Origin of the sequence: Pseudoclavibacter sp. CFCC 14310, assembly GCF_008831165.1 — a bacterium.
In the GTDB taxonomy this organism is placed as follows: Bacteria; Actinomycetota; Actinomycetes; order Actinomycetales; family Microbacteriaceae; genus Pseudoclavibacter_A.
The window spans coordinates 140252-164989 of sequence record NZ_WBKC01000001.1; the positions used below are offsets into that span (position 1 = coordinate 140252).

Annotated in this window: 29 protein-coding genes, 1 tRNA gene and 1 riboswitch; of the genes, 23 read left to right on the plus strand and 7 right to left on the minus strand. The window is 64.7% G+C overall.

The features are described from left to right. The first annotated feature begins 72 nt into the window (after positions 1-72). Positions 73-333: a GlsB/YeaQ/YmgE family stress response membrane protein gene (locus tag F8O06_RS00595; protein WP_158030379.1), complete on the plus strand. Its 261-nt coding sequence runs from the start codon at positions 73-75 to the stop codon at positions 331-333. A gap of 7 nt (positions 334-340) precedes the next feature. Beyond that, positions 341-1180, plus strand: coding sequence for an alpha/beta fold hydrolase (locus tag F8O06_RS00600; protein ID WP_158036998.1), 840 nt, complete (start codon positions 341-343; stop codon positions 1178-1180). A gap of 194 nt (positions 1181-1374) precedes the next feature. Here F8O06_RS00600 and F8O06_RS00605 read toward each other — a convergent pair whose 3' ends face one another. Continuing rightward, the gene (locus F8O06_RS00605) at positions 1375-2766 is read right to left on the minus strand and encodes an NAD-dependent succinate-semialdehyde dehydrogenase (RefSeq protein WP_158030377.1); all 1392 of its coding nucleotides are present in this window, start codon (positions 2764-2766) and stop codon (positions 1375-1377) included. A gap of 367 nt (positions 2767-3133) precedes the next feature. Between F8O06_RS00605 and F8O06_RS00610 the strand changes: the two genes are divergently transcribed. Continuing rightward, entirely contained in the window at positions 3134-4180 is a 1047-nt protein-coding gene (locus F8O06_RS00610; RefSeq protein ID WP_158037539.1) for a biotin/lipoate A/B protein ligase family protein, read from the plus strand. An 80-nt stretch (positions 4181-4260) separates the two neighbouring features. Here F8O06_RS00610 and F8O06_RS12125 read toward each other — a convergent pair whose 3' ends face one another. Next, positions 4261-4866, minus strand: coding sequence for a nitroreductase family protein (locus F8O06_RS12125; protein WP_192496780.1), 606 nt, complete (start codon positions 4864-4866; stop codon positions 4261-4263). 91 nt (positions 4867-4957) lie between these two features. Between F8O06_RS12125 and F8O06_RS00620 the strand changes: the two genes are divergently transcribed. From F8O06_RS00620 to F8O06_RS00630, 3 genes are read left to right on the plus strand one after another with little or no spacing between them, the layout of a single operon-like run. Continuing rightward, positions 4958-5635 carry an EndoU domain-containing protein gene (locus F8O06_RS00620; protein WP_192496781.1) on the plus strand — a complete coding sequence of 226 codons (678 nt, stop codon included), beginning with the start codon at positions 4958-4960 and terminating at the stop codon, positions 5633-5635. Then, entirely contained in the window at positions 5632-6144 is a 513-nt protein-coding gene (locus tag F8O06_RS00625; RefSeq protein ID WP_158037000.1) for a hypothetical protein, read from the plus strand. The genes F8O06_RS00620 and F8O06_RS00625 overlap by 4 nt, the downstream gene beginning before the upstream one ends. Beyond that, positions 6141-7538: a D-alanyl-D-alanine carboxypeptidase family protein gene (locus F8O06_RS00630; RefSeq protein ID WP_158037001.1), complete on the plus strand. Its 1398-nt coding sequence runs from the start codon at positions 6141-6143 to the stop codon at positions 7536-7538. Before F8O06_RS00625 ends, F8O06_RS00630 begins: the two co-directional genes overlap by 4 nt. 25 nt (positions 7539-7563) lie before the next feature. Here F8O06_RS00630 and F8O06_RS00635 read toward each other — a convergent pair whose 3' ends face one another. Beyond that, the gene (locus F8O06_RS00635; protein WP_158037002.1) at positions 7564-9612 is read right to left on the minus strand and encodes a M13 family metallopeptidase; all 2049 of its coding nucleotides are present in this window, start codon (positions 9610-9612) and stop codon (positions 7564-7566) included. 98 nt (positions 9613-9710) lie between these two features. Between F8O06_RS00635 and F8O06_RS00640 the strand changes: the two genes are divergently transcribed. Together F8O06_RS00640 and F8O06_RS00645 are read left to right on the plus strand one after the other, a co-directional pair. Next, complete coding sequence (locus F8O06_RS00640) at positions 9711-10235, plus strand: YbhB/YbcL family Raf kinase inhibitor-like protein (protein WP_158037003.1); 525 nt, start codon at positions 9711-9713, stop codon at positions 10233-10235. A gap of 55 nt (positions 10236-10290) precedes the next feature. Then, positions 10291-11679 carry an MATE family efflux transporter gene (locus tag F8O06_RS00645; protein ID WP_158037004.1) on the plus strand — a complete coding sequence of 463 codons (1389 nt, stop codon included), beginning with the start codon at positions 10291-10293 and terminating at the stop codon, positions 11677-11679. Here the strand turns inward: F8O06_RS00645 and nucS are convergent. Beyond that, positions 11676-12371 (minus strand): endonuclease NucS, encoded by a 696-nt coding sequence (gene nucS / locus F8O06_RS00650; protein WP_158030370.1) that lies wholly within the window; start codon positions 12369-12371, stop codon positions 11676-11678. The two genes, F8O06_RS00645 and nucS, sit on opposite strands and share 4 nt — an antisense overlap. Positions 12372-12466: 95 nt before the next feature. Here nucS and F8O06_RS00655 point away from each other — a divergent pair, with 95 nt between their 5' ends. Continuing rightward, positions 12467-13792, plus strand: a complete 1326-nt coding sequence (locus F8O06_RS00655; protein ID WP_158037005.1) for an LCP family protein — start codon at positions 12467-12469, stop codon at positions 13790-13792. A 73-nt stretch (positions 13793-13865) separates the two neighbouring features. Beyond that, positions 13866-13955 (plus strand) — tRNA-Ser (locus F8O06_RS00660). 31 nt (positions 13956-13986) lie between these two features. On the opposite strand, the gene F8O06_RS00665 is transcribed toward F8O06_RS00660, so the two are convergent. Both F8O06_RS00665 and F8O06_RS00670 read right to left on the minus strand, forming a co-directional pair. Next, positions 13987-15132 carry a tyrosine-type recombinase/integrase gene (locus F8O06_RS00665; RefSeq protein ID WP_158037006.1) on the minus strand — a complete coding sequence of 382 codons (1146 nt, stop codon included), beginning with the start codon at positions 15130-15132 and terminating at the stop codon, positions 13987-13989. 2 nt (positions 15133-15134) lie between these two features. Beyond that, entirely contained in the window at positions 15135-15647 is a 513-nt protein-coding gene (locus F8O06_RS00670) for a helix-turn-helix domain-containing protein (RefSeq protein WP_158037007.1), read from the minus strand. Between the two features lie 100 nt (positions 15648-15747). Here F8O06_RS00670 and F8O06_RS00675 point away from each other — a divergent pair, with 100 nt between their 5' ends. From F8O06_RS00675 to F8O06_RS00735, 13 genes are all read left to right on the plus strand, one after another. After that, the gene (locus F8O06_RS00675) at positions 15748-15954 is read left to right on the plus strand and encodes a helix-turn-helix transcriptional regulator (protein ID WP_225733308.1); all 207 of its coding nucleotides are present in this window, start codon (positions 15748-15750) and stop codon (positions 15952-15954) included. Then, a complete protein-coding gene (locus F8O06_RS00680; protein WP_158037009.1) occupies positions 15951-16463 on the plus strand; it encodes a hypothetical protein in 513 nt (170 codons plus the stop codon). The genes F8O06_RS00675 and F8O06_RS00680 overlap by 4 nt, the downstream gene beginning before the upstream one ends. Next, complete coding sequence (locus tag F8O06_RS00685; RefSeq protein WP_158037010.1) at positions 16456-16710, plus strand: hypothetical protein; 255 nt, start codon at positions 16456-16458, stop codon at positions 16708-16710. The genes F8O06_RS00680 and F8O06_RS00685 overlap by 8 nt, the downstream gene beginning before the upstream one ends. Then, a complete protein-coding gene (locus F8O06_RS00690; protein WP_158037011.1) occupies positions 16707-16973 on the plus strand; it encodes a hypothetical protein in 267 nt (88 codons plus the stop codon). Before F8O06_RS00685 ends, F8O06_RS00690 begins: the two co-directional genes overlap by 4 nt. Then, entirely contained in the window at positions 16970-17200 is a 231-nt protein-coding gene (locus F8O06_RS00695) for a hypothetical protein (protein ID WP_158037012.1), read from the plus strand. The genes F8O06_RS00690 and F8O06_RS00695 overlap by 4 nt, the downstream gene beginning before the upstream one ends. Next, a complete protein-coding gene (locus F8O06_RS00700; protein ID WP_158037013.1) occupies positions 17124-19112 on the plus strand; it encodes an AAA family ATPase in 1989 nt (662 codons plus the stop codon). Before F8O06_RS00695 ends, F8O06_RS00700 begins: the two co-directional genes overlap by 77 nt. 167 nt (positions 19113-19279) lie before the next feature. Then, complete coding sequence (locus F8O06_RS00705) at positions 19280-19486, plus strand: hypothetical protein (protein ID WP_158037014.1); 207 nt, start codon at positions 19280-19282, stop codon at positions 19484-19486. Next, positions 19479-19904 carry a hypothetical protein gene (locus F8O06_RS00710; RefSeq protein WP_158037015.1) on the plus strand — a complete coding sequence of 142 codons (426 nt, stop codon included), beginning with the start codon at positions 19479-19481 and terminating at the stop codon, positions 19902-19904. Before F8O06_RS00705 ends, F8O06_RS00710 begins: the two co-directional genes overlap by 8 nt. Positions 19905-20372: 468 nt before the next feature. Beyond that, on the plus strand, positions 20373-21146 hold the full coding sequence (locus F8O06_RS00715; RefSeq protein ID WP_158037016.1) for a hypothetical protein: 774 nt from the start codon (positions 20373-20375) through the stop codon (positions 21144-21146). Between the two features lie 560 nt (positions 21147-21706). Continuing rightward, positions 21707-22822 carry a hypothetical protein gene (locus tag F8O06_RS00720; protein ID WP_158037017.1) on the plus strand — a complete coding sequence of 372 codons (1116 nt, stop codon included), beginning with the start codon at positions 21707-21709 and terminating at the stop codon, positions 22820-22822. Continuing rightward, positions 22815-23282 carry a hypothetical protein gene (locus F8O06_RS00725; protein ID WP_158037018.1) on the plus strand — a complete coding sequence of 156 codons (468 nt, stop codon included), beginning with the start codon at positions 22815-22817 and terminating at the stop codon, positions 23280-23282. The genes F8O06_RS00720 and F8O06_RS00725 overlap by 8 nt, the downstream gene beginning before the upstream one ends. 369 nt (positions 23283-23651) lie before the next feature. Further along, positions 23652-23716, plus strand: a riboswitch (guanidine-III (ykkC-III) riboswitch). A gap of 13 nt (positions 23717-23729) precedes the next feature. Continuing rightward, positions 23730-24044: a DMT family transporter gene (locus tag F8O06_RS00730; RefSeq protein WP_158037019.1), complete on the plus strand. Its 315-nt coding sequence runs from the start codon at positions 23730-23732 to the stop codon at positions 24042-24044. Further along, positions 24044-24403, plus strand: a complete 360-nt coding sequence (locus tag F8O06_RS00735; RefSeq protein WP_158037020.1) for a DMT family transporter — start codon at positions 24044-24046, stop codon at positions 24401-24403. The genes F8O06_RS00730 and F8O06_RS00735 overlap by 1 nt, the downstream gene beginning before the upstream one ends. Here F8O06_RS00735 and F8O06_RS00740 read toward each other — a convergent pair. Then, positions 24393-24737, minus strand: coding sequence for a hypothetical protein (locus F8O06_RS00740; protein ID WP_158037021.1), 345 nt, complete (start codon positions 24735-24737; stop codon positions 24393-24395). The genes F8O06_RS00735 and F8O06_RS00740 overlap by 11 nt on opposite strands. Position 24738: the final 1 nt, after the last annotated feature.

Here is a 24738-nt window from a genome sequence, read left to right on the forward strand (position 1 = left end):
GGTCATGCGCAGCGGTGCCGTAGCCTGCGACACCGGTAGACGGCTGGCCTCTCGACAGAGAGGAACGACATCATGAGCTTTCTCGGATTCCTTCTGCTCGGCCTCATCGCCGGCGCCATCGCCAAAGCCATTCTGCCCGGCAAGTCTGAGGGCGGCTGGATCTCGACCCTGGTACTTGGCATCATCGGTGCGATGCTCGGCGGCTGGCTGGGCAACGTGCTCTTCGGCGCCGAAATGAACCGCTTCTTCTCGATCGGCTCTTGGGCTCTCGCCATCGGCGGCTCATTGATCGTGCTGCTGATCTGGGGCGCGATCACTCGCAAACGCAGCTGAGCCTGCCGTGGCAGAGACCCGGCGCTCGGAACATATCACCTGCAGCCGTGTGACGGTCGACGGCGGCGAGATCTCGATGCTGCATCTCGCCGCCGTGACCGGTGTGAGCGCGTCTCGGCGCTTCGTCGTGCTGCACGGCATCGGCATGGCGGGCAATACCTTCAGCGGTCTCGCCGAGCGGCTCAGCTCGGCAGGAGAGGTCTGGGCACCCGACATGCCCGGCTTCGGCGACTCTCCGGAGCGCCCGACCCCGTTGAACATCCCGCAGACCGCCGACCTGCTCGCCCAATGGATGCGGGTGGCCGGTGTGCCGACCCCGGTCACGCTGGTCGGGCACTCGATGGGCACTCAGGTGGCCGCCGAGATCTGCGTGCGTCACCCTGAGCTCGTCGACCGCCTGGTGCTGATGGCGCCGACGGTCGACGCCTCGGCGCGATCTGCGGCGACGCAGGCGCTGCGCATGGCCGACGACCTGCGCGACGACAGTCTGCGCGTGCTGGGCCTCGGTCTGGCGAACTACGTCAAAGTGGGCCCGAAGTGGTTCGCCGACAAGCTTGGCATCATGCTCGACCATCGTATCGAGCAGGTGCTGCCCCAAATCCGTGTCCCGACGCTGGTGCTGCGTGGCAGCGATGACAAAGTCTGCCCCGAGCCCTGGGTGCGGCACTGTGCGCAGCTGACTCCCGGAGCGACGTTCGTGCAGCTGCCCGGTGTGGGGCACGAGACGATGATCGCGGATGCCGACCCGGCTGCCGAGGCCATCCTGGCGTTCCTGCGTGCCTGCGACGCCGATCGGGCAGAGGCCGCGCAGAGGCGTGGCAACACGCAGGCGTCGCGCCTCACCTGAGGCCGGGGGCTGCTGTGCCTGGCGCTGTGGCCAGCTCCCGTCGGACTATTCGCGCTGTGTGGTGAGCCGCGAATCCGGGTTCAGACAGCAGCACCCCCGCACAGCGAATGCTGTGCGGGGGTGCTGCTGCGGTCGGCTGGTCCGTCTGTGCTGGCCAGCCGGGTTCTCTCAATGAGAACGTCGGGCGAGACCGATCAGAACGATCCGTCGATGTCGGTGACGACGACGACCTTCTCGTTCACGAACTCCTTGATGCCGAGGTCGATGAGCTCATGGCCGTAGCCCGAGTTCTTGACGCCGCCGAAGGGGATGTCGGCCTTCACGCCGGTGGGCTGGTTGATGTAGACCATGCCGGTGTCCAGGCGACGAGCGACGTCCTGAGCACGGTGGATGTCCTGGCTGAACACCGAACCGCCCAGGCCGAACGGCGAGTCGTTGGCGATGCGCACGGCGTCGTCTTCGTCCTTGGCACGGTAGAGCTGCGTCACCGGGCCGAAGAACTCGGTGTGGAACGCATCGGTGTCTTCGTCGATCTCGGTGAGGATGGTCGGCTGGAAGAACGCGCCCTGAGCCGGCACGTCGGCGGCGAGGGTCTCGGCCTTGGCGCCGTCTGCGACGGCCTGCTCGACCTGCGCCTTGAGATCGTCAGCGGCCTTCTGCGACGACAGCGGGGCCAGAGTGCTCTTGGGATCCATAGGATCGCCGGCGACGAGCTTGGCAACGCCCTCGCGGTAGCGGGCGACGAACTTGTCGTAGACCGCGTCGACCACGATGAGACGCTTCGACGAAACGCAGACCTGACCGCCGTTCCAGTGGCGGCCGAAGACGGCCCAGTCTGCGGCCTTCTCGACGTCGGCATCCTCGAGCACGATGAACGCGTCGGCGCCGCCGAGCTCCAGAGTGCTCTTCTTGAGGTGCTTCGCGGCCAGCCCGGCCACGAGCGAGCCGGCCTTCTCGCTGCCCGTCAGAGCGACGCCGCGCACGCGCGGGTCGGCGATCACTCGCTCGGTCTGATCATGCGGCAGGAACAGGTTGGTCAGCAGGCCTTCAGGGGCGCCCGCCTTGGCGAACAGGTCGACCATGGCCAGCGCCGACTGCGGAACGTTCGACGCGTGCTTGAGCACGATGACGTTGCCGGCTGTGACCTGCGGGGCCGTGATGCGGATGACCTGGTAATAGGGGAAGTTCCAGGGCTCCACGGCGAAGATGACGCCCAGCGGGTCGCTGACCAGCTGCACGTCGGTGTCGCCGAAACCGGCGGCGGGCAGGAAGCGAGGCTTGAGCGCCTCGGCTCCGAACTTCACGTAGTAGTCGAGCATCTGCGCGCAGAGCTCGACCTCGAGCTCGGCCTCGCCGATGAGCTTGCCCATCTCAAGGGTCAGAATCTCTGCGTATTCGCGTTTGTTGTCGCGCAGAATCTGTGCCGCGCTGGCCAGAATCTCGGCACGGTGCTCGAAGCTGGTCTCGCGCCAGTCGAGGAACGTCTTGTGCGCCTGCTCGAGTGCGGCGTCGACCTCCTGCTCGGTGGCGTTCGGGAACTGCTTGACGACCTCACCCGTGAACGGGTTGGTGGTTGCGTATGCCATGAACCTCTTCTTTCTCGATGCGACGACGAAGACCTCGGGTGCCTTGCGGGCACGAGATCGGCCGGGTGCAGACCCGGATTCGTCGTCGCCGTCGTGTGGCGGTCGGGAACGGCCGCCAGGATGTCCGAATCATTTTAGTGGTCAGGCCACATGATCCGGTTGCCATAGTCATGAACGCTGAGAGGCGGATTGTATTCCGATGCGGCCAAAATGCCAATTGCAACGCTCTGCAACCCGAGCACACCGATCTGCAGGCAGGGCAGTCAGTAGACTGCCGAACGTGAGCGCGCACAACGGAACAGCACAGCAGCCCGATCAGCCCGGCCAGCCCGACGACCAGAGCCGACACCGACACGGCGAGTACAAGCTGCCCGGCGGCAAGCTGGTCGTCGTCGATCTGCAGGACGTCGACGGCTTCATTCGTGGATTCCAGCTCTCCGGAGACTTCTTTCTCGAGCCCGACCACGCCCTCGACGCGATCAACGCGGCGGTCGAAGGCATGCCGGCCGACGCATCCGCCCGTGCGCTGCAGCAGCGCATCGAGTCGGCACTGAGCCCAGAGGTGCACCTCGTCGGCGTCACCGTGCCGGGCATCGTCACGGCCGTGCGCCGAGCGATCACGCATGCCACGACCTGGCGCGACCACGACTGGCAGCTGGTGCGCACTGATCCGCTGCCCCCGCGGGTGCATCTCGCCCTCGACCAGGTGCTCACCGAGGCGGTCGCCGCCGGCGAACTCAAGCCGACCCTGCGCATCTGGAACTGGAACCAGCCCGCGATCGTCATCGGCTCGTTCCAATCGGTGCGCAATGAGGTCGACCTCGAGGCGGCAGCCCGCTTCGACGTGCCGGTGGTGCGCCGCATCTCGGGCGGCGGTGCGATGTTCATGGAGGGCGGCAACGTGGTCACCTACTCGCTGTATGCGCCGGCCAGTCTGGTCGCCGGCCTGAGCTTCGAAGACTCCTACGCCTTTCTCGACTCGTGGGTGGTCACGGCGCTGCGTGAGCTCGGCATCGACGCCTATTACAAGCCGCTCAACGACATCGCGAGCACCGCAGGCAAGATCGGCGGCGCCGCGCAGAAGCGCATCTCCGGGCGCGGGCGCACCAGCGGCGGCGTGCTGCACCATGTGACCATGAGCTACGACATCGACGCCGACCGCATGGTGCAGGTGCTGCGCATCGGTCGAGAGAAGCTCAGCGACAAGGGCATCCGCTCGGCCAACAAGCGCGTCGACCCGCTGAAGTCGCAGACCGGTCTGCCCCGTGAGGCGATCATCGACCACATGTGCGAGGTGTTCGCCAAAGAGCACGGACTCACCGCCGGCACGCTGTCGCCCGAGCACCTGGCGGCGGCCGAAGAGCTCGCCGCGACGAAGTTCTCGAGCGACGAGTGGCTCTACCGAGTGCCCTGAGCTGACTGCGCTCAGCCGCCGGCTCTGAGCTACCGCCGGCCCTGAGCTACCGGCCCCGAGCCGCGCACTCAGCCAGCTGCTCAGTCGCTCAGCAGCACCAGTTCGTCGCTGCCGCGACGCACGCGCGGGGCGACCTCGCGCTCACGGGCGCCCTCGTCGAGCTGGTCTGGAGACGCGTGCCGACCGGCGACGGTCACGGTGAAGACCTGCATCTCGTCTGGCAGCTCGAACTCGTCGTGCAGGCCGCTGGCGTCGATGCCCGAGATCTGGTGGGTGTCATAGCCGTCGTACTGCAGCTGCAGAGTCTGGTTCGCGACGGCGAGACCCAGATCGTACGCTGCGGTCGGCAGCGTGTGCCCGTCGGCCTCGATGTACGCCGCGTTCACGATGACGAGGCCTGCCCGGTGCACCCAGGCCTGGTTGAAGGCGGTCAGGTGCGGCAGCACGCGGTCGAAGATCGCGCCGCGTCGGCCGTCTTCGCCGCGACGCCCGATGACGAAGCGCCAGGGCTGGCTGTTGAACGCAGAGGGCGCCCAGCGCGCTGCCTCGATCGCTGCGGCGATCGCCGACTTGTCGACGGTCGCGTGTTCGTCGAAGGAGCGCGGACTCCAGCGGGCGGCGATGGCCGGGGCGAGATCGGCGTCGGTGACGGCGTGGCGAGCGGTGGATGCTGTGGTCGAAGACATGTGGCTCCTGCGTGTGTGCGTGGTCGAGAAGGAAAGTGCCTGCACAGCGCAGTGTAGGCCCTGCGGCTGGTCGGCTCCATATACTCCTATCATGACGTCACGACGAGGCAGCAGACAGCGCCTCACGCGCAATCTGATCCTGCTGGCCCTTGTGGCGGTGCTCGCGATCTGGGTGTTCGTGCAGCGCGGTTTCGACGCGAACGAAGCCACCAGCCCTGCTGCGCACGATGCCGGGGCGCACACCTCGGCATCCGCCGCACCGAACGAGAGCGGAGTATCGCGCGCCAAGCCGAGCGAGGCCGCCCCGAAAGACACCTCGCTCGACGCCCCGGGGGCGCACGCAGGCAGCTCGGGCGACATCAGCGGGCTCAGCCGGCTGCAGGGCACCGACCATTTCACCCGCCACGCGCTCACCCATATTTTCTCTGGTGAGATCAGCCGTGCAGGCAAAGCGGTCGGCTATCACTCGCAGGCGTTCACCGGAACGAAGGGCGCGGTGGTCGGCGGCACCGAGACCCCTCCCGACACGCAGGGGGTCTACACCGCCCAAGTGACGGTCGACGGGCGGGCCAAAGCGGGCAACCGCGGTTTCTCGACGTTCTACCCGACCTCGATGAGCGCGCAGCAGGTGGTCGACGCGATCAATGAGGCGTATGACAGTCGTCGCGCGCAGGGTGACGCGTTCGTCGGGCGCGGCGGCGGGCTCACGATACAGATGGCGCTCGACGACCGAGGGCGCATCATCACGGCGTACCCGGTGCAGCGATGAGTCACGCCCACGAGTCAGCAGACGATGCGCTGCAGCAGCGCGATCTGCGCCATGAATTCGCCGAGATCCGCTTTGACGACGGCACGGTGGTGCCTGAGATCCGCTTCGACGACCCCCGGGCCCGACTGGTCGGGCGTCTGCTGATGAACGATCTGCAGGGGCGCGACGCACAGGGAGCGCTCGACCTGATCGACCGGGTGCTGGCCGGCAGGCTGCCGGTGGCCGAGATCGCGGGAAACACGACTCGTGCCGTGGTCGGCCCGCAGACGACCCGACTGATCGATGACATCGGGAGCCCGGCCGACGGGGCCAATCGGCTGCAGACTGACGTCGCTACCTCTTCTTTGCGCGCGATCATCGTAGAGTGGTTCGGGTATGCCGCCCGCGCGCGCGCGCGGCACGCACAGGCCCTTGAGCCAGACGAGACCGAATACGATTGTGCACTCGGTTCTGCGTCTCGCGGTCGGTCCTCGTGCGATCACGAAGCAGGGGAAGAGCACGGAGCATGACTCGTCGACGCAGTGACCTGCTCGCGCAGGGGGGTGCCGCAGCGCTGAAGCCTGCGCGCGGCATCGGGTGGCCCATCACGGTCGTCGTCGCCTCGATTCTGCTGTCGCTCGCGGCGTGGGTGGCGTGGGGGCCGCTGCCGGTGCAGTCGGCGAGCATCGCCTTCGCCGACACCTCGCTGCAGCAGGTGGATGCCGGCGCAGAGTCCGCAGACACCGCGGCGGTCGGCGGCGGTGCGGGCGCTGGTGCTGATCAGCCTGCCGATGCCCAGCTGGCCTGGCCGTCGACCGGAGCCGGAGCGTTCGTGCTGCGCAGCCTCGGCGATCAGCCTGCGGCGAGCCAGGTGAGCGTCTCGATGACGCACGGCGAGCAGAAGGCCTACTCGATCGCGAGCGTGACGAAGCTCGTCACCGCGCTGCGCGTGCTCGATCGTCGGCCGCTGCAGGTCGGCGACCAAGGGCCGTCGATCACGATGACGCAGGCCGACGAAGACCTCATGAAGAGCTACGTGGAGCAGAACGGTTCGGTCGAGCCGGTGACCGTCGGCGCGTCGATCAGCCAGTTCCAAATGCTCGAGCTGTCGCTGCTGCCGTCGAGCAACAACTACACCACCAGCTTGGCGACTTGGGCGTTCGGCAGCGTCGACGACTATCTGGAGAGCACCCCGGCCTGGTTGGAGGAGAACGGCTTGGGCGGCATGACGATCGCCGACCCGACCGGAATCGACGAGCGCAACCAGGCGACCCCAGAGCAGATCGTGCACTTGGGCGAGCTCGCGCTGGCGAACCCGGTGGTGCGTCAGATCGTCTCGACGCAGACAGCTGACATCCCAGGGGTCGGCGAGATAAAGAACCACAACTCCCTGCTCGGCCAACAGGGTGTCGACGGGCTGAAGACCGGCAGCCTGGCCGACGTGTTCAATCTCGCCTACTCCGCCCATTTCACCGTTGACGGGGTTCCGTTCGAGCTGATCGGAGCCGCCCTCGGCAGCACCGAAGACCATGCGAAGCTGCAGCCTGAGGTCGATCAGCTCATTCAGTCGATCAGGCAGTCGATCATCTCGCGTGATGTGCTCGTCGCCGGTGAGTCGGCAGGAACGCTGACCACGTCGTGGGGGGCGTCGGCTGATGCGCAGTCTGCGGCCACGGTGCACGTGCTGAGCTGGCAGGGCACGCCGGTCACGGGGCGGTTCGTCGGCGCATCGGTGCAGGCTGGGGCGCGATCCGGATCACAGGTGGGCACGGTGCTGATCGAGCGAGCAGGCGAACAGGTCGGCTCTGCGCCGGTGCTGATCTCTCAGTCGATCGACGACCCGGGGCTCGACTGGCGCATCGCCAATATCGGGCTGCTGCCCGGCCCGGCCTGGTCGATGATCACCGGCCAGACCGGGTCATAGCTCGGCGGCGTTCATTCGGCGAGAATCACCAGATGCGAACGCGCTCGTCGCTGCCCAGCCACAGCCGATCGTCTGCGGCGACCGAGAACACCTCGTGAAAGGCGTCCAGGTTGCGGGGAATCTGGTTCGCGCGCAGGTCGTTGGGCGAGTGCGGGTCGATGGTGAGCAGACGCACTGCCTCTTCCGGGCGACGCTTCTCGGCCCAGACCTGCGCCCACGACAGAAAGAACCGCTGCGGGCCGGTGAGATCGTCGATGACCGGCGCCTGACGGGCGGCCTGGGCCACGGCATCCGCCGCTGACTGCGCAGGGTCGACGCCCAGCGACAGCAGGTATGCCTGCCAGGCGATCGAGAGGCCGCTGAGGTCGGCGATGTTCTCACCCAGCGTGAGCGCGCCGTTGACTTTGTGGCCGGGAGCGTCGAGCGGCTCGAGCGCGTTGTACTGCGCGACGAGCGCGGCGGTGAGCTTCTCGAAGGCTTCGCGGTCGGTCGCGCTCCACCAGTCGACCAGTCGACCGTCGCCGTCGTACTTCGAACCCTGGTCGTCGAAGCCGTGGCTGATCTCGTGGCCGATCACGGCGCCGATGCCGCCATAGTTCGCGGCGTCGTCGGCCTTGGCGTTGAAGAAGGGCGGCTGCAGAATCGCGGCCGGGAACACGATCTCGTTGAAGCCGGGGTTGTAGTAGGCGTTCACGGTCTGCGGGGTCATGAACCACTCGTCGCGGTCGATCGGACGACCGATCTTGCCCAGCTCACGCGCCTGCTCGTAGCGCCCGATCGCACGCACGTTGCCGACCAGGTCGTCGCGGTCGATCTCGAGCGTAGAGTAGTCGCGCCACTTCACGGGGTAGCCGATCTTCGGGGTGAACTTCGCGAGCTTCTCGAGAGCCAGACGCTTGGTGTCGTCGCCGAGCCAGGTCAGCGAGTCGACCGAGCGGCGGTAGGCCTCGATGAGGTTCGCGACGAGCTCGTCCATGCGGTGCTTCGCCGTCGGAGGGAAGTGCTGCGCGACGTACTCGCGCCCGACGGCCTCGCCCAAGCCCCCCTGCACGAGCGAGACGCCGCGCTTCCAGCGGGGGCGCAGCTCGGGGGTGCCGCTCAGCGTGCGGCCGTAGAAGTCGAAGTTGATCTCGACGAAGTCGTGCGAGAGGTAGGGGGCGGCACCGCGGATGACGTTGACGGCGAGCCATGATCGCCATGCCGGCAGCCGGTCTTCGGTGAGCAGGGCGGCGAGACCCTCGAGTGCCGACGGCTGTGCGACGACGACCTCGGCGAGCACCTTCGGGTCGACCTGCGCGGCCTCGAGATAGGCGCTCCAGTCGATGTTCGGCGTCGCGGCGACGAGCTGGTCGAACGTGCGCAGATTGTAGGTCTTCTCGATCTCGCGGCTCGCGACGACGTCCCAGTGTGCGGCCGCGATGTCGGTCTCGAGCTGCAGCACGTCGCGGGCTCGCTCGGCGGCGGCGTCGACGCCGGCGAGCTCAAGCAGCACCTGCAGGTAGATCAGGTACTTGCCTCGCACGTCGGCGAACTGCTCTTCGCGGTAGTACGACTCGTCGGGCAGGCCGATGCCGCCCTGCATGACGAAGGGCACATAACGGTCGGGCTGCCCCGGGTCGTTGTCGACGTAGAGCCCGAAGAATCCGCTCGAGCCGCGCTCCTCGGCGCGGCCGACCGCGGTCACGAACTCGGTGACGGTCTGCGGTGCCAGCGCGGCGGCGATGTCGTCGGCGATCGGAGCAGCGCCCAGCTGCTCGGCGCGGTCTTCGTCCATGAAGCTCGCGTAGAGATCGCCGATCTTGCGGCGGTCGGCGGTCGAGGCGTCGTCTGCGTTCGCGTCGGTCTCGGCGTCGGCCTCGATGATCGTGCGAATCGCGTCTTCGGCCGCCTCGGCGAGCTGCAGGAATGCACCATAGCGCGACTTGTCGGCCGGAATCTCGGTGCGTTCGAGCCAGCGTCCGTCGACGTGCAGGTAGAGGTCGTCCTGCGGGCGCACCGCAGGGTCGAGGTCGGTGACGCGGATGCCAGATGAGAGGTCGGCGGGCTGAGAGTCGCGAGAGGCAGCAGAAGTCATGCCCACAGCATAGTTGTCGACGTGGCGGTGTCCGCCTGTCTGCCCGCACCCGGTCGATTTCCCTCGCATGCGGCCGCAGAGTGTGCCTAGCATGGAACATGGTCAATCCTTACGATGAACTGCCACAGGTTCCCTCATTCACGCTCACCAGCGACGACGTCGTCGACGGTCAGACGCTGAAGTCGGCCCAAGTCGGGGTCGGCGCCGGCGGAGAAGGCCGGTCTCCGCAGCTGTCGTGGTCGGGCTTCCCCGCCGGCACGAAGAGCTTCGCGATCACGGCCTACGACCCCGACGCCCCCACCGCGAGCGGCTACTGGCATTGGGCGGTCTATGACGTACCCGCCTCGGTGACCTCGCTGGATGCCGGTGCCGGCAACGCCTCGACCGGCGGCGGATCGCTGCCCGCGGGTGCGATCGCCCTGACGAACGACTCGCTCGGTCGCGACTTCGTCGGTGCCGCACCGCCCGTCGGGCACAAGCCGCACCACTACTACTTCGTGGTGCACGCCGTCGACGTCGACCATCTCGATCTGCCAGAGAACGCGACGCCGGCCGTGCTGGGGTTCAACCTCTTCTCGCACACGCTCGCGCGCGCGACGCTGGTCGGCGTCTACCAGCGCTAGCGCGATCGAGGCGCTACCCCGGCGACGTGTCAGGCGTCGCCGCTAGAGTGCCTGTATGACCGAACCGCGGCACAGCCTCGACCGGCGCATCACGGCCCTCGCGGTTCCGGCGCTCGGCGCGCTCGTCGCCGAGCCGGTGTTCACGCTGATCGACTCGGCGATGATCGGCCACTTGGGCGCTGCTCCGCTGGCCGGGCTCGCAGCCGCGGCGAGCATCCTGCAGACGGCGGTCGGCCTGATGGTCTTTCTCGCCTACGCGGCCACACCCCTCGTCGCACGTCGCTTGGGCCAGGGGCGGCCCACCGAAGCGCTCGCCGCCGGCATCGACGGGCTCTGGCTCGCACTCCTCACCGGCGTCGCGCTCTCGGTCGTGGGGTGGTGGGCCGCCGACCCGCTTGTGGCGATGCTCACCCCTGACTCCGAGGTGGCCTCCCACGCGCATGCGTATCTTCGCGTCTCGCTGTTCGGCCTGCCGGCGATGCTCGTCGTGCTCGCAGCGACCGGCGTGCTGCGCGGTCTGCAAGACACCAAGACGCCGCTGGTGGTGGTCGCAGCGGGCATGGGTGCGAACGTCGGACTGAACGCGTTCTTCATCTACGGGCTGGGCTGGGGCGTCGCAGGCTCGGCGCTGGGCACCGTCGTCGTCCAGTGCGGCATGGGCTTCGTGCTGGCCGGCATCGTCGTGCGGCGCGCCCGTGCCGTCGGTGCTGGCCTGCGGCCCGAATGGGCGGGTGTGGGCCGCTCGATGCGCGAAGGCGGCTGGCTGTTTCTGCGCACGGCGACGCTGCGCGTGGCACTGCTCGCGACGGTCTGGCTCGCCGCGCGTCTCGGCACTGACACCCTCGCCGGCTACCAGGTGCTCTTCTCGCTGTTCAGTGCGTTGGGCATGGCCTTCGACGCGCTCGCCGTCGCCGGTCAGGCGCTGGTCGGGCTCGAACTCGGCGAGCGTGAGCGGCAGCGACGAGAGTCGGCAGACGCCAGAGCCTCGAAGGGCTCTCCGACGGCTCCCTTCGGCGTGCGCGTGGTGAGTCGACGGCTGCAGCAGTGGGGCGTTCTGGTCGGGGCAGCGCTGACCGTCGTCTTCGTGGCTGCCTCGCCGTGGGCCGGGCGAGCGTTCACGAGCGACCTGGGTGTGCTGTCGATGCTGACCCCGGGGCTGATCGCGATGGGGGTGACGCTGCCGCTCGCCGGGTACGTGTTCGTGCTCGACGGCATCCTGATCGGCGCCGGCGACGGACGCTATCTGGCGCTGGCCGGGCTGCTCAACTTGGCCGGCATGGCTGTGTGGATGGCGGCGGTGCTCTGGCTGCTCGACGGCGCCATGGTCGCCGATCAGTGGAAGCTCGTCGCGGTGTGGTCGTGCTTCGGCGGCGGGCTGATGATCATGCGCGCCCTCACTCTCGGGCTGCGTCTGCGGGGCGACCGCTGGGTGCAGCGCGCCTAGAACAGCCGCTCGTCGGCGTCGTCGGTGCCGCGCATGGCCTCGTAGTCGAGCACGAGGCAGCGGATGCCGCGGTCCTCGGCCAGGGTGCGCGCCTGCGGTTTGATCTCCTGTGCGGCGAAGACGCCCTGCACGGGGGAGAGCAGCGGGTCGCGGTTCAGCAGCTCGAGGTAGCGGGTGAGCTGCTCCACCCCGTCGATGTCACCTCGACGTTTGAGCTCGACCGCGATGTGCTCCCCGTTCACCCCGCGGGCCATGATGTCGACCGGCCCGATCGCGGTGGCGTACTCTCGGCGCACGAGTTCGCATCCCTCGCCCAGCAGCTCGATCTGTGCCGCGAGCAGCTCCTGCAGGTGCGCCTCGACCCCGTCTTTGATCAGTCCGGGGTCGGTGCCGAGCTCGTGCGAGGTGTCGCTGAGAATCTCGTGGATGCCCACGATCAGCTGGTCTGACGTCTTGCGCTGGGTGACGCGCCAGACTTCGGTGACGCCGACCTTGCGCTGGTCGTCGTCGGGCTCGTCGACGGTCAGGCTGCAGGGCGGTGACATCCAGTTCAGCGGCTTGTACGAGCCGCCGTCGGCGTGCACGAGCAGCGAGCCGTCGGCTTTGAGCATGAGCACACGGGTGCCGAGGGGCAGGTGAGACGTGAGCCGCCCGGCGTAATCCACCGTGCAGCGAGCAATGACGAGACGCACATCGGCATTGTAGACGGGCAGACAGGCGTTTCACATGAAACATCGGCACACTAGTAGAGTTTGTAGATCAGACTGACCTGGCGAAAGGGGCCTTGATGGCGCAGTCGCGACGAGAGCGACGTGAGGTTGAACGTCGCCTGGCGAAGGCGTCCTCCGCTGCGAACGACAACCGCTTCACCGCGGTCGCACGCCACGGTGCGCTCGCGCCGGCCGGAGGCGGCCCCAAGGCGATCTTCAAGTGGCTCGCCCTCTGCGTGACCATGGTCATCGTCGGAGGCATCGCACTCGCCGGGCTGATGGTCTGGTCGGTGCAGAAAGACATCGGCTACTTCGACTTCACGAACGTGGACGGCAGCCCGCAGGTCGCCACCGTCGACGGCCCGGTCAACTTTCTGCTGATCGGCTCTGACACCCGCAAAGACCAGGGTGAGGGCTTCACGGCCGAAGACAAAGACGCCGACCTGGCCGACGTCATCATGCTGCTGCACGTCTCGGCCGACCATCAGACGGCGACCGCAGTGAGCTTTCCGCGAGATCTGATGGTCTCGATGCCCGCGTGCCCCAAGACCGACGGCAGCGGTGGCACCTACCCGGCGCAGAGCCGGGTGCAGATCAACTCGACCATCTCGTACGGCGGGCCGAGCTGCACGGCGCTCACCATCGAGAAGCTCACCGGCGTCGACATCGGCTTCGTCGGAAAGATCGACTTCAAGGGCGTCATTGAGATGTCGAACGCGATCGGCGGCGTGCCCGTCTGCGTGACGAACGACATCAACGACAACGACTCCGGTCTGCACCTGACGGCCGGCGAGCACACGATCCAGGGGTCGGACGCTCTGGCGTTCCTGCGCAATCGCCACGGCGTGGGCGATGGCAGCGACCTCGGGCGCATCAGTTCGCAGCAGGTCTATCTCTCGTCGCTGGTGCGCACGATTCAGACTCAGGGTGCGCTCACGAACCCGGTGCGGCTCTACGACCTCGCCTCTGCCGCAGCCCGCAACATGGAGTTCTCGTCGAACCTGAAAGACACCGGCATGCTGGTCTCATTGGGTGCGACGGCGGCTGGCATCTCGCTCGACAACGTCGCTTTCGTCCAGGCCCCAGTGACCGAAGACCCCCGCGACCGTAACCGCGTCGTGCTCGATCCGACGCTGTCGACGCCGCTCTTCCAGGCGATCGCCTCGGGCGAGGGCGTGCGGCTGAACGAGAACAGCAAGACGGGCATCGGATCAGAGACGGTGGGTGAGGCGCCTGACGCCGCCGCCTCGCAGCCGGCAGATGCCGCGCCGTCGACGTCAGCGCAGCCCTCGCCCGCCTCGGGGTCGCCTGCGCCGGAGGCCTCGCAGCCGGCGACGGTGCTTCCAGAGGGCATCGTCGGGCAGACTGCCCGAGACCAGACCTGTGCGGTGGCCAACCGGTAGGTCTGCGCTTGAGCGGTGTGGCGCGCCCGTGCGAATCCGCTATGATGACATGGTGCCTTTCGCGGGCACATCTGGAGACGTCGCATAGTCTGGCCTAGTGCACCACCCTGCTAAGGTGGAGTCCCGAATTTCGGGACCGAGGGTTCAAATCCCTCCGTCTCCGCACTTCCTCGAAGAACCCGAACCCCGCATAACTACTGGGGGGCAGGGCTTTCTTCTTGTTTCGTGACGGTGCTCTCTGCCCACAATTTGCCCACACCTGCAGCGCGAGCTGCATGATTGAGGGCGTTCCCAACAGCGTCGAGGTCGGTGTCGAAGAGGTCGCTGTACGTATCGAGGGTGACCGACGCGGAGGCATGTCCGAGCATCCGCTGCACGGCCTTCACATTCGCGCCGGCCGAGATCGCCAGACTCGCTGCAGTGTGCCGCAGGTCGTGGACAGTCATCGGCTCGAGCCCGGCGTGAGTAAGCGCGGTCTTGTACCAGGAGCGCTTCTTTGCGCCTGTGCCGGGTCGGTGCAGGAACTGCCCAGAATCGCCTGGGAAGAGCAGGCTGTCGGATTGTAGGCTGTGTGAGAGCTCTGTGAGTCGTTCTAGGAGGAAAGCAGGCACGGGCACGTCGCGGTGTTCGTACGTCTTGGGTTCCCCGACGTGAATGGTCGACCCCACCTCGATGGCGGCTCTCGTCACTCTGACCCGCCCGCGTTTCGCGTCGAGGTCGCAGCGGCGCAGCGCGATGGCCTCACCCCACCTCAGCCCGGTGTAGGCCAGCACGAGCACGAGCAGAGCCCTCTCGCCGGACGCTGACGCCAGCGCAGCTACCTGCTCGTGCGAGAGGTAGCGTCGGGGCTTCTCGGTCTTGCGTGGCAGCTGTACGCCGGCGCACGGGTCGATGGTGATGCGGTGGTCACGGATGGCGGTGGTGATGATGCCGTGCAGGACACCGAAGGCTCGGATCACTACGGTTGGTGACTTGCCCTGGTCGCTGAGCTTGGACACCCACTGCTGTACCGCGCTGAACGTGATCGATCGCAAGGCGACATGACCCCAGACCGGTTCGACGTGGTTGCGCCATGCCGCCTCAAGTGGCGCATAGCTCGAGGGCTTGAGTTGCTTCTTCGTGTCGAGCCATGCCTCGGCGAGCGAGGCGACCTTGGCGCGCCCCAGGGCCGGATCAACGAACGCACCTTGAGCATCGGCGACCTGCACGGTGGCGAGCCACTGCTGGGCGTCGCGTTTCGTCGTGAAGCCGCGCTTGTCAGTGCTCGAGTGGTCTGGCTTGCGGTATCTGACCCGCCAACGCTTCCCGGCTTTCGTCTGGTACGGCTCGATGCTGGCCATTGCTAGCGTTTCGTTGTGGCGGCCTTGAAGAATGCACCAGGCTTAGGTGAATTAGCGAATGCTGTCCCGTGCTCAAGAGCCAGAGCAGCATCCCACGCAGCTTCGAGTACATCCTCTGGTGCAGTAATTAACTCGGCTGTCTTCTTCGGGATTGTCTTAGCCCTCAACTGGTCGAGGTTCTTCGCCAGATCGAAGCGTAGACCGTAATAGTACGCAAGCGCCCGGATTGCTTGGTCTCGTGCGCGCTCGACGCGAGTTGCCAGATAGTCAACGTTGAGGCGTTTCTCGTCAGAAAGAGAGCCGATCGGTTGTCCGATGATCTCAGCAAGGGCGAGCGCTTCGGAAAGGGAGACGCCCCGTTGCCCCCGTTCAAGTGAGCTGAGTGTATTCCTGTTCCATTCGAACCCGCGCTCCTGCATCTCTCGAAGAACGTCGCTCTGTTTGAGGTCAAGTCGCTCTCGCGCCACTCGGAACTGTTCGGCAAAGACGACATCGCTGTGTGAAGGAGTAGCCATGGAGTCACGATAGCAGTGTTGCATCACGATGAACGAGACTGTACACTCACAACGTGACCCAATCACGATATATGTGATTCACTCAACGAAAGGATGCAGGGTGACAAACACCGATTTGCTCAAGCCCAGTGAGGCGAGCGAGTACACGCGTCTCAGCGTCGCCAACCTGGCTCAGATGCGATACCTCGGAAAAGGTCCCAAGTACCTCAAGCCGACGCCGAGAGTTGTGCTCTATCGACGCGCAGACCTCGACGCATGGCTCGAAGGTAGCGAACGCCAGGGCACGGCCGAGGGAGCTGTGGCATGACCGACCAGGCAAAGAAAAACCCCGGTGGTGCGCCAACACCAACCGGGGCGAACGATTCGATCAATCAGCTAGAGGAAAGAACCGATATGTCCACATCATACCTTGACTACGAGATCGTAGAGCGTGAATCTGAGAGCCACTGCCGGCTGTCTAGGGATGACAGATCCGGTTCATGGGCTCGCTTCTACTTCCGTTTGCAGCGCATACCCGGCGACAGAGTTCTCAGGGTTTGGTACTTCCGAGGCTCGACCCGGAAGGAGAGGCGCCTGGCGCTGCTGACGGCGAGGGTCTATCTCAAGTACGGGTGCATCCGCAATGTGCCCGCGAAGGCATGGCGCAGATGGAAGTTCAAAGCACGCGACGGTTACTACTTCTCATCACCAGACTTGGGCGACTTCATCGATACCGAAGCCTCGTTCGAGCAGATCGCCCTTGATCTCGAACTGGACTTCGCGTGCCCGGTCGAGGTCATGGATGCCCGTCAGCGTGAGGCGGTCGAACATGCGTAAGTTCACCTTCAGCGACGTGACCTTCCCCAGCGTCTTGACGGTCGACACCATGACCAATCACAAGGGCGAAGAGCTGATCGTCATCGGCATAGAGCAGAACACCATTACCCTGCGCCCAGACCAGCTCGGGCCCGTGCTGCTCGCCCTGATCGACGCCGGCACCTCGATCACCGAACGCAAGACCCTGCAACGACCGGTCGACTACTGCGCTGAGCCTGCTATCGACGGCATCGGGGGCGGACTATGAGCACCGAAGCTCGAGACATCCTCGATGACCTCAAGGCCCGTTTGCTTCCCTTGTTCACGCGGTACGGCTTGCTGACTGGCGAGCAGTGCGATGTGCCACTCAACATCCTGCGCCAGATCGCAGCGAAAGACGGTGATCTCAACGTGGTCGAGTGCCGCGACAACATCGGCTTGTTCGGCCAGACCGTGCAGATGGTTGTGAGGCTGATCGTGGCCGAGGAACGTGCCGACCGTGCTGAGGCTCGGGCAGGTGATGCCCTGTGACATGGTTCGTTCTCGCGGCCCTGCTGGGGCTGGTGCGCCTGCTCTGGGCGCCGGCTGACAACACGCTGCTGCTGGCCAACGTGGTGCTGCTGATCGTTGGCACCATCCGCATTCTCACCCATGACCTGATGACCTCTGAGGAGGAACTTGATGACGACCGCATTCGACAGGCTGATGACAGCGTTCGAGACTGCTGGGCTGAAGGTCAAGCACACCGGGCCGCGTAGCGCTTCGGCTCAGGCGCCGGGCCATTCGGCCAAAGACCTGTCGGTGTCGATCAAGGGCATCGACGGGCAGGTGCTCGTGCACAGCTTCAGCGACCCGACAGCCGACGTGCTGGCTGCGGTCGGGGTGCAGCCGGCTGATCTGTTCGACGAGCCTCGTGGCGTGAAGTACGAGTACCGTACCGAGTCCGGAGCTCTGGCTCGCACGGTCTACCGGTCACCCGGCAAGGTGTTCCGCCAGGACATCGTCGACAAGAGCGTGACCCCGCTCTATCACCTCGACGAGGTGACTGCGGGTGTTAGGGCTGGCAAGCGCATCTGGGTGTGCGAGGGTGAGAAAGACGCCGACGTGCTGCGCTCTCTGGGCGAGGTCGCCACGACCAGCCCACAGGGCGCGCAGTCCTGGGAGAAAGCCGACTACACGCCGCTTGCTCACGCCCTGCAGGTGACCATCGCGGCCGACGATGACGAGCCCGGCAGGAAACGGGCAGAGGGTCTGTATCAGCGCCTGCAGGAGATCTGTAGCGGGTCTGTGAACGTCGTGCTGCCGGCCGAAGGCTGCAAGGACATCGCCGATCACATCATGGCCGGCCACGGGCCGAACGACCTGCGCACAGTGTCGACGCACAGGCCCGCACGGCGGGTCGCGCTGACCAAAGCCTCGGACGTGACTACGACGCACCAGTCGTTCGTCGCAGCGGATCTCTGGCCCGAGGACGTGCTCTCTCTGGTCGCTGGTCGTGCCGGTGAGGGCAAGTCCACCTGGGTACTGCACAAGCTCGCCCAGGCCACCCGTGGCGAGCTTGAGGGTGACTACCAGGGGCAGCGTCTGACTGTGGCGATCACTGCCACCGAGGATGCCAAACCGTTGCAGAGGCTTCGCCTTGAGGCGGCAGGCGCGGATCTTGACCGGGTGCTGTTCCTCGACGCGCTGCTCGACGTGGCCGGCGAAGACGTCGAGGGCGTGCCCCGCATTCCCGAGGATCTGCCGCAGATCCGCCGCGAGCTTGACCGTGCGAGTGTGAAGGTCTGGGTGATCGACCCGCTGACCGGGCTGATCGCCGGTGACAGCAATCGTCGTGACGATGTTCGTGCCAGCCTTGACCCGCTGGCTGCCATCGCCCGCGACCTGCACATCGCGATCGTCGGCGTGGCACACTTCGGCAAGGGCGGCGGCCGCGCCAGCGACAAGGTGAGCGGATCTCACGCCTTCCGAGATACCGTGCGCAGCCTAATCCTGATCGCCACCGATGACGAGACCGGCGACCGCGTGCTCACCCTGGACAAGTCGAACTACTCGACCGCTGCCGGAAAGTCCTGGGCATTCCGACTCGAGAACACCGAGGTGGCGACCAGTGACGGCACCATCGAGGACATCGCTCACGTCGAAGAGATCGGTGAGACCGAGATGTCTGTCAGCGAGATCATCAACCGCGAACCCGCAGGTGACGATGACGGCGAGGACAGAAACGCTGCCCAGGCGTTCATCCTCGACTACCTCAAGAACATCGACGGGCTCGAAGCGAAAGCCGGCGACGTACTCAAAGCAGGCCGCGCAGCAGGGTTCTCAGACAACGAGCTCAAGCATGCCCGCAAGCGCTCGAAAGACCCGAGGATCGCTTCGCGCAAGTCTGGGTTCGGCGCTGGCTGGGTCTGGGGCATCGACGAGGACGGCGCCCAAGGTGCCACGAAGGTGCCCAAGGTGCCTGCATTCGAGAACGTGGCATCTTCGGCACCTTCGGTGGCACCTTCGCCACGCACCGACAACATCGCCAGGCTGGCCACGGCACAGAGGCACGCGCATCTGCAGGTCGTCGATGAACACACGGCGCTCTGCCCTGTGCACAACATCCCGCTCGTGGACAACGCCTGCGCGCAGTGTCTCGCCCAAGTGAGAGGAGAGCACGGTGCCTGACACCTGGACAGCCCCAGACGGCAGCATCTGGCCACTCACCGGCTACTGGTGCCCCGAGTGCCACATGCCCATGCGGCAAGCCGCGGCGACCAGCCTGGGCATGCACCCGTGCTGCACACCGGCCTACCGGCAAGCCATCGCGACACCCATCGAACACGAGGTGCAGCATGCCTGAGCTCAGAGGTGTCTACGCCGAGCAGTCGACCTGGCGTGACCCTGACGGCAGCACAAGACCCATCATCCGCATCTACTGCGCAGGACGGTTTCTCACTGCGATCGAACCAGACCACGCCTACCGGCTCAGCGATCAACTCGTCGACACCGCCGAGACAATCAACGGCCACCACGACACGGAAGGAAATACCCATGACTGATCGCAGGGATCCACAGAAGAAACTCTTGCAAGATGTCATCCGGTTCAAAGCTCAGCGGAATGAGGCCCGCCGGACTCTGGCGGGGCAAGCAGTTCTTGTCCGGGAGCTTCGGGCACAACTGCTCGCTGTGCGTTTGGCTGGCCGTCTGCTGCGAACCGATGACTTCCAGCGCTTCGTAGGCGTTGACAACGTACTCGACGAGCACGGCCGGATCGACTGGGTCAAGGTTGATAACCGTGTCGACGACCTGTTGCGTCGTAGGCCGGAACTCGCCGCGAAACCCGATAGAATAGACCAAGGCGAAGCGTTGTGGAGGCAGGGCCCCCACGCTTGCAGCCAGCATCTCCCCGGTGGGGAACACGAAGTCGAGGCAGTGCCCGCTCGTGATCTTTCCAGCATGTCATCGGAGATCTCATGACACATCACTATCCACAAACCTGCGAGCAGTCCGTCGGTGCGCCTCCTTGGGCACGAGCGCTGCTCAACCAGGTCAATGCAGACAACCCACCCACGCGCGGCGCTACTATCGTTGGCCCCTACCGTACAAAGGCGCCACAGCAGCGCAAGCAGTCGGTCCGACAGGCTGAGAAACCCCGCGAGCTCACAGTCGAGGAGCTCTACGAGCTGGCATGGGGCAATAAGGGCACCACTACCCAGGAGCAGGAGCATCCTCGGGGAGGTGCCCACTGATGGCCGCGTCAATCAATCGTTTCATTCTCGGAACTCACACCTACCAAGTGACAGCCACTGCTGTAGTCGCTCGCCTCGTCAATGGGCAAGAGACGTACGTCTACCACGGTGGGATGCTCCCGCCAGAGACCGACCCCGCACAAGTCCAGCATCTGCTGACGGCAGGGCTCATCCGTGAGATCGGAGGTGCACGCTGATGAGCATCAACTACGTCGAACTCATCAAATTCCAGGCAACGGCAGAAGCAGCAGGCATCAAAGTGCCCGGCTCCATCACCCGAGCTTTCGAGCTGCTTGAGGCCGTCGAGAAGCACGCACAGGAGCCAACCGGCAGTCTGCTCGGACTCACCGACAAGCAGGCATGCCAAAGAGTAACCGACATCGCACTACGCAGACATACCACTGCGAACACGTGGGAGATAGGCCTCGGTGCAGGTGTTGCATCCTTCCGCGACCAGCTACTCACAGAAGTACGCGAAGCAGTCCTGCCCGACCTCGACCAGATCGTCACTGACCTTCAGCCGCGCTTCGACGAGATCGTCGCTCCACTGACCACAGCAGCACAAACGTACGGGTTCACCTGGGGTACTACCTCTGACCAAGTTATCGACCTGGCCGACGAACACGCATCCCAGACATGGAGAGACGTGCGCACAGCCTGGGCAGCCATACGCCCCATCGCCACACTGCGCACGACCATCAGCGAGACGTTCGAGCTCAGCCCGACACCTGCCGAGGTCGACGGCATCCTACTGCTGCAGGGGCGAAACAGAATGGCCAACAAGCTCGACCACTCCATCTCGTTCGCAGCAGAAGATAACTGGTCACTCGACGGAACCTACTGTGTGAACAACAGCCTCAACAACGGCATCGACTGGCTCGCAATCGCACGTGGAGGGCTCAGACTCAACACTCCCACCGACGCGGCCACCAAACTCGAGCAGCGACGCACGCACATCCTGCAGAGCTGACCACAAGACCGGGACGGGCAGAGGCTCGGATGATGCCCAACGGCATGCCTCACCCGCCCCGCCCGCACACATCAACCTCTCCTTTCGGGAAGATGTGCACAGCGGGCGCCAGCACGGCCGTCTCAATCACACGAGGCGGCCGTGCTTCACACTCTGAGGGATTAGCCTCTTGTCACAACGGTGACACCAATGTGAAGGAGCCAGGAACGGCGCCAGCCACTCACGCAGCACCTGGCATCGAGACCGCCGAAAAATCCAGCACGATCGACTGACCGGACCACCTCCCGCGCGCCGTGTTCCTCTCTCCCCGGGGTTGTAATAGGGGGTCGCGCGCGCGCGAAGCTCCGGCCTCGAAGTACCCAAAGTCAGCATCCCGGCATTAGTTGCGCCGAGAAGAATGGTGCGGGCCAAGGCGCAGAGGCAAAATCTGCTTAGTCTCAGTGGGACACAGCGGTTCACCGCGGTCAACGGGAAGGGCGTCCATGCTGTGGGGATAGACGAACCAGGCAACACGGGGGTATGCAGGACGAACCGCACCGCCAGTGTGCGAAGATTGACCTATGAGCGAAGAACGGGGACACTTCGGCCTCCTGGAGTTTGCAGGTGGGCGGTTTAATACAGACGGTATGCCCGTAGCCGCGCTGCAGGAACTCCGACGTTTTGAGGTTTTGCTCGAAGAGGTTGCAGTTGAGCTCTATAAGCGCGAGCATCCTCGCCGAGAGCGTATCGCTCGTGGCTTTCGAGCCAGTTTTGACCTGCGAGTAGCAGATTTTCGGGCTGGGTGTGTCGAAGCGGTTCTCACGCGGCCGCAGGCTAACGATACAAAGCTCGACATCGCAGCCACGGACTATTTCGAACGATCTCGCAACTTGGTTTACGATGAGATTCAATCTTTTGCTCAAACTCACGAGTTCACCAGCACATTTCCAGTACAAGCGCGATCCCGTCTTGCAGTTTTGGGGCGAGGCCTGCGCGAAAGCGAGAATATTGCGCTCCGGTCTCAGGACGGCTCAGAGTGGGCACGGCTTAATTCGGAGCTGCGAACACTCTTGGCTGAGGTGGTCGAAGACTCGCCTACGATCAAGGACACCGTAGTCCTCGGCCAAATTACTGGTGTCGAGTCAAGTCCGCACCAGGTTTCGGTCCTCCTTTCTGATGAACAGCGCATCGTTCGCGGATCATTCAAAGACCCAAGTCTGTGGGCCGACCTCCATACCCTGTCAGGCTATAAGCAGCGCGCTCCGATGGTTGCCATTTCTGCCAAGGTGCAACTGACATCGACTGGCGAGATAGAGGGCCTTCAGGATATCTTCAACGCCGAGAAGGCGTTGCCGCCAGATCTTGCTGAGCAAATCGAATCCTTAGCCGGACTAGAGCCGGGGTGGTTCGATGGGCACGGGGAGGGCATATCCGCAAGTGTAGTCGACCGCGTCGAACGTCTAGCCGAGGTGATTAGCACGTCGAATCATAGAAACGTGTCGATTTTCCCAAGGCCGGACGGAGGAGTTCAGATTGAATGGCGTGATGCTGAGTTTGAAATTGATGTTCTCTCTGATGGGTCCGAAATCGCATATGCCCTTGCTGATGAACGGGATGCCGATGGCGAGCGGACCTTTACGTCGGAGGAATCTCCGGAACGGATAATTTCTTGGTTATATGGGGAGACAGATGTCTGAGAATGGATTTGTTCCATTGAGCCCGGGAGAGAAAGTCATCTCTGACTCTGATTTTGAACGCGACGAGTGTGCGTGGAGAAATGTGCATCCCAATCATCACCGTGGAGACGATCTCACCTCGCAGGTTTATGAGCCTTCAGAGGATGACGCAGGAGAACGATCTACTGCACGGGAGAAATTGGTAACGGCAGAAGGCCACTTCAACGAGTACACGCAAGGTGGTCGCTCAAGTGATGGAGTTTGTGCGGTACCGCTGAGCCGGATTCAATCCGCGGGTCTGCGCTGGATCGATGATTCTGCGAATGTTTCGGAAGTGACGGGCCATGCATCCATCGACTTCCGTCTCCAGCCGGCGCCAAGGAGTAAGCGAAGCATCAAGAAGCTTGCTCGAGAGCTGAAAGAGAATGCAAGTTGGGCTCATCGCAAGACCAACGAACAGCCCGACGGCGCTGAAGGGTAACGTCTATCTGCCCGACCTGCGCTGCATTCAGCAAACATGTGAGGTAGGCGATCTGCCAATAGCTCCCCGGAAGAGAACGCGCTCTAGCAGAGGGAAAGATGTTAGAAAGTCAAGGGTTACTTTCGTGCCCACGTTTTGCCCACAGTCTGCTGTGATCCAGCGACATCGATGTGACCACCATCCCACCTGTTTACTAGAGTCAAGATGGTTCCCGCATCGGGGCCAGACAGCGAAGCGGTTTCAAATCCCTCCGTCTCCGCGCTGAGTCGAAGGCCCTGCATCCCACAGAATCACCGGGATGCGGGGCCTTTGTTATCGTGTCTTCAGAAACGTGAGAGCCATCTGTTCGCTGCCGCTGCTAACCTGTCTTCGAGGCCTGAATGCCGGCCTGCGGACGAGGGAGCAGTACCCGCATACGACAAGACTGACTCGTAGGAGGGTCACGTCGTGGCATGGATCATACTCATCGCATCAGGTCTGCTTGAGACCGTCTGGGCGGCAGCGCTCGCGGCGTCGCGAGGTTTTCGCAGACTCTGGCCCAGCATCCTCTTCGTCGTCGCGTTCAGCGCGAGCATGGCCGGCCTCGCATATGCAATGTCGGTGATCCCGACCGGCACGGCCTATGCCGTCTGGGTGGGCATCGGCGCATGTCTCACGGTGGTCTGGTCGATGGTGAGCGGTCGAGAACGCGCCTCGATCGCGCGTGTGCTGCTGCTCGTGCTGCTCGTCGCATCCGTCATCGGCCTGAAGGTGGTGAGCTGATGCCGTGGGTCATCCTCGTCGTGAGCGGCGTGCTCGAAGCTGTCTGGGCGACCGCGCTCGGAAGCTCCCAGGGGTTCACGCAGCCGGTCGCGGTCATCGTCTTCTTCGTCGCACTGGTGATCAGCATGGCTGGTCTGAGTCGTGCGGCTCGTACGATCCCGATCGGCACCGCCTACTCGGTCTGGGTGGGCATCGGTGCGGTGCTGACGGTGGTCTTCGCGATGGCGACGGGTGCCGAGTCGTTCTCATGGCCCAAGGCGGCCTGCGTCGGCGGTGTCGTCGTGGCGGTGATCGGGTTGAAACTGGTGCGGTCGGATGCGGTGGTTGCGAAAGACGCGGAGCCGTCGCCTAAAGAGTGAAGGTCAGCGCGTAGAGCGCGGCGAAGATCACCGCGGGCAGATAGAGCAGGATGCCCAGCGCCCACGAGACGAACACCTTGGTCGAGCGGGAGCTCCACGACCCGGCCCCAATGACAATGTGCAGCGCGATGCCGAGCACGAGCACGACCGGAAAGCCGTAGACGAGCACCACCAAGAAGATCAGCGGGGCGTATGGGCCGGGAGAGGTGACGGCCACCAGGGCGTACCAGATCGACGCGACTGCCAGCGGTAAGAGTGGCAGTGCGATGCTCAGGCGCCGTGCCCACTGCTCTCTGCGGTTGAGCCGGGGGCTGGCGGGGTTCTCAGCAGTCATC

Coding starts and splice junctions, on each gene's coding strand:
- F8O06_RS00595 (WP_158030379.1), top strand. CDS start 73: ATGAGCTTTCTCGGATTCCTTCTGCTCGGCCTCATCGCCGGCGCCATC.
- F8O06_RS00605 (WP_158030377.1), bottom strand. CDS start 2,766: ATGGCATACGCAACCACCAACCCGTTCACGGGTGAGGTCGTCAAGCAG.
- F8O06_RS12125 (WP_192496780.1), bottom strand. CDS start 4,866: ATGTCTTCGACCACAGCATCCACCGCTCGCCACGCCGTCACCGACGCC.
- F8O06_RS00620 (WP_192496781.1), top strand. CDS start 4,958: ATGACGTCACGACGAGGCAGCAGACAGCGCCTCACGCGCAATCTGATC.
- F8O06_RS00625 (WP_158037000.1), top strand. CDS start 5,632: ATGAGTCACGCCCACGAGTCAGCAGACGATGCGCTGCAGCAGCGCGAT.
- F8O06_RS00630 (WP_158037001.1), top strand. CDS start 6,141: ATGACTCGTCGACGCAGTGACCTGCTCGCGCAGGGGGGTGCCGCAGCG.
- F8O06_RS00635 (WP_158037002.1), bottom strand. CDS start 9,612: ATGACTTCTGCTGCCTCTCGCGACTCTCAGCCCGCCGACCTCTCATCT.
- F8O06_RS00640 (WP_158037003.1), top strand. CDS start 9,711: ATGGTCAATCCTTACGATGAACTGCCACAGGTTCCCTCATTCACGCTC.
- F8O06_RS00645 (WP_158037004.1), top strand. CDS start 10,291: ATGACCGAACCGCGGCACAGCCTCGACCGGCGCATCACGGCCCTCGCG.
- F8O06_RS00655 (WP_158037005.1), top strand. CDS start 12,467: ATGGCGCAGTCGCGACGAGAGCGACGTGAGGTTGAACGTCGCCTGGCG.
- F8O06_RS00665 (WP_158037006.1), bottom strand. CDS start 15,132: ATGGCCAGCATCGAGCCGTACCAGACGAAAGCCGGGAAGCGTTGGCGG.
- F8O06_RS00670 (WP_158037007.1), bottom strand. CDS start 15,647: ATGGCTACTCCTTCACACAGCGATGTCGTCTTTGCCGAACAGTTCCGA.
- F8O06_RS00680 (WP_158037009.1), top strand. CDS start 15,951: ATGACCGACCAGGCAAAGAAAAACCCCGGTGGTGCGCCAACACCAACC.
- F8O06_RS00685 (WP_158037010.1), top strand. CDS start 16,456: ATGCGTAAGTTCACCTTCAGCGACGTGACCTTCCCCAGCGTCTTGACG.
- F8O06_RS00690 (WP_158037011.1), top strand. CDS start 16,707: ATGAGCACCGAAGCTCGAGACATCCTCGATGACCTCAAGGCCCGTTTG.
- F8O06_RS00700 (WP_158037013.1), top strand. CDS start 17,124: ATGACGACCGCATTCGACAGGCTGATGACAGCGTTCGAGACTGCTGGG.
- F8O06_RS00705 (WP_158037014.1), top strand. CDS start 19,280: ATGCCTGAGCTCAGAGGTGTCTACGCCGAGCAGTCGACCTGGCGTGAC.
- F8O06_RS00710 (WP_158037015.1), top strand. CDS start 19,479: ATGACTGATCGCAGGGATCCACAGAAGAAACTCTTGCAAGATGTCATC.
- F8O06_RS00715 (WP_158037016.1), top strand. CDS start 20,373: ATGAGCATCAACTACGTCGAACTCATCAAATTCCAGGCAACGGCAGAA.
- F8O06_RS00720 (WP_158037017.1), top strand. CDS start 21,707: ATGAGCGAAGAACGGGGACACTTCGGCCTCCTGGAGTTTGCAGGTGGG.
- F8O06_RS00725 (WP_158037018.1), top strand. CDS start 22,815: ATGTCTGAGAATGGATTTGTTCCATTGAGCCCGGGAGAGAAAGTCATC.
- F8O06_RS00735 (WP_158037020.1), top strand. CDS start 24,044: ATGCCGTGGGTCATCCTCGTCGTGAGCGGCGTGCTCGAAGCTGTCTGG.
- F8O06_RS00740 (WP_158037021.1), bottom strand. CDS start 24,737: ATGACTGCTGAGAACCCCGCCAGCCCCCGGCTCAACCGCAGAGAGCAG.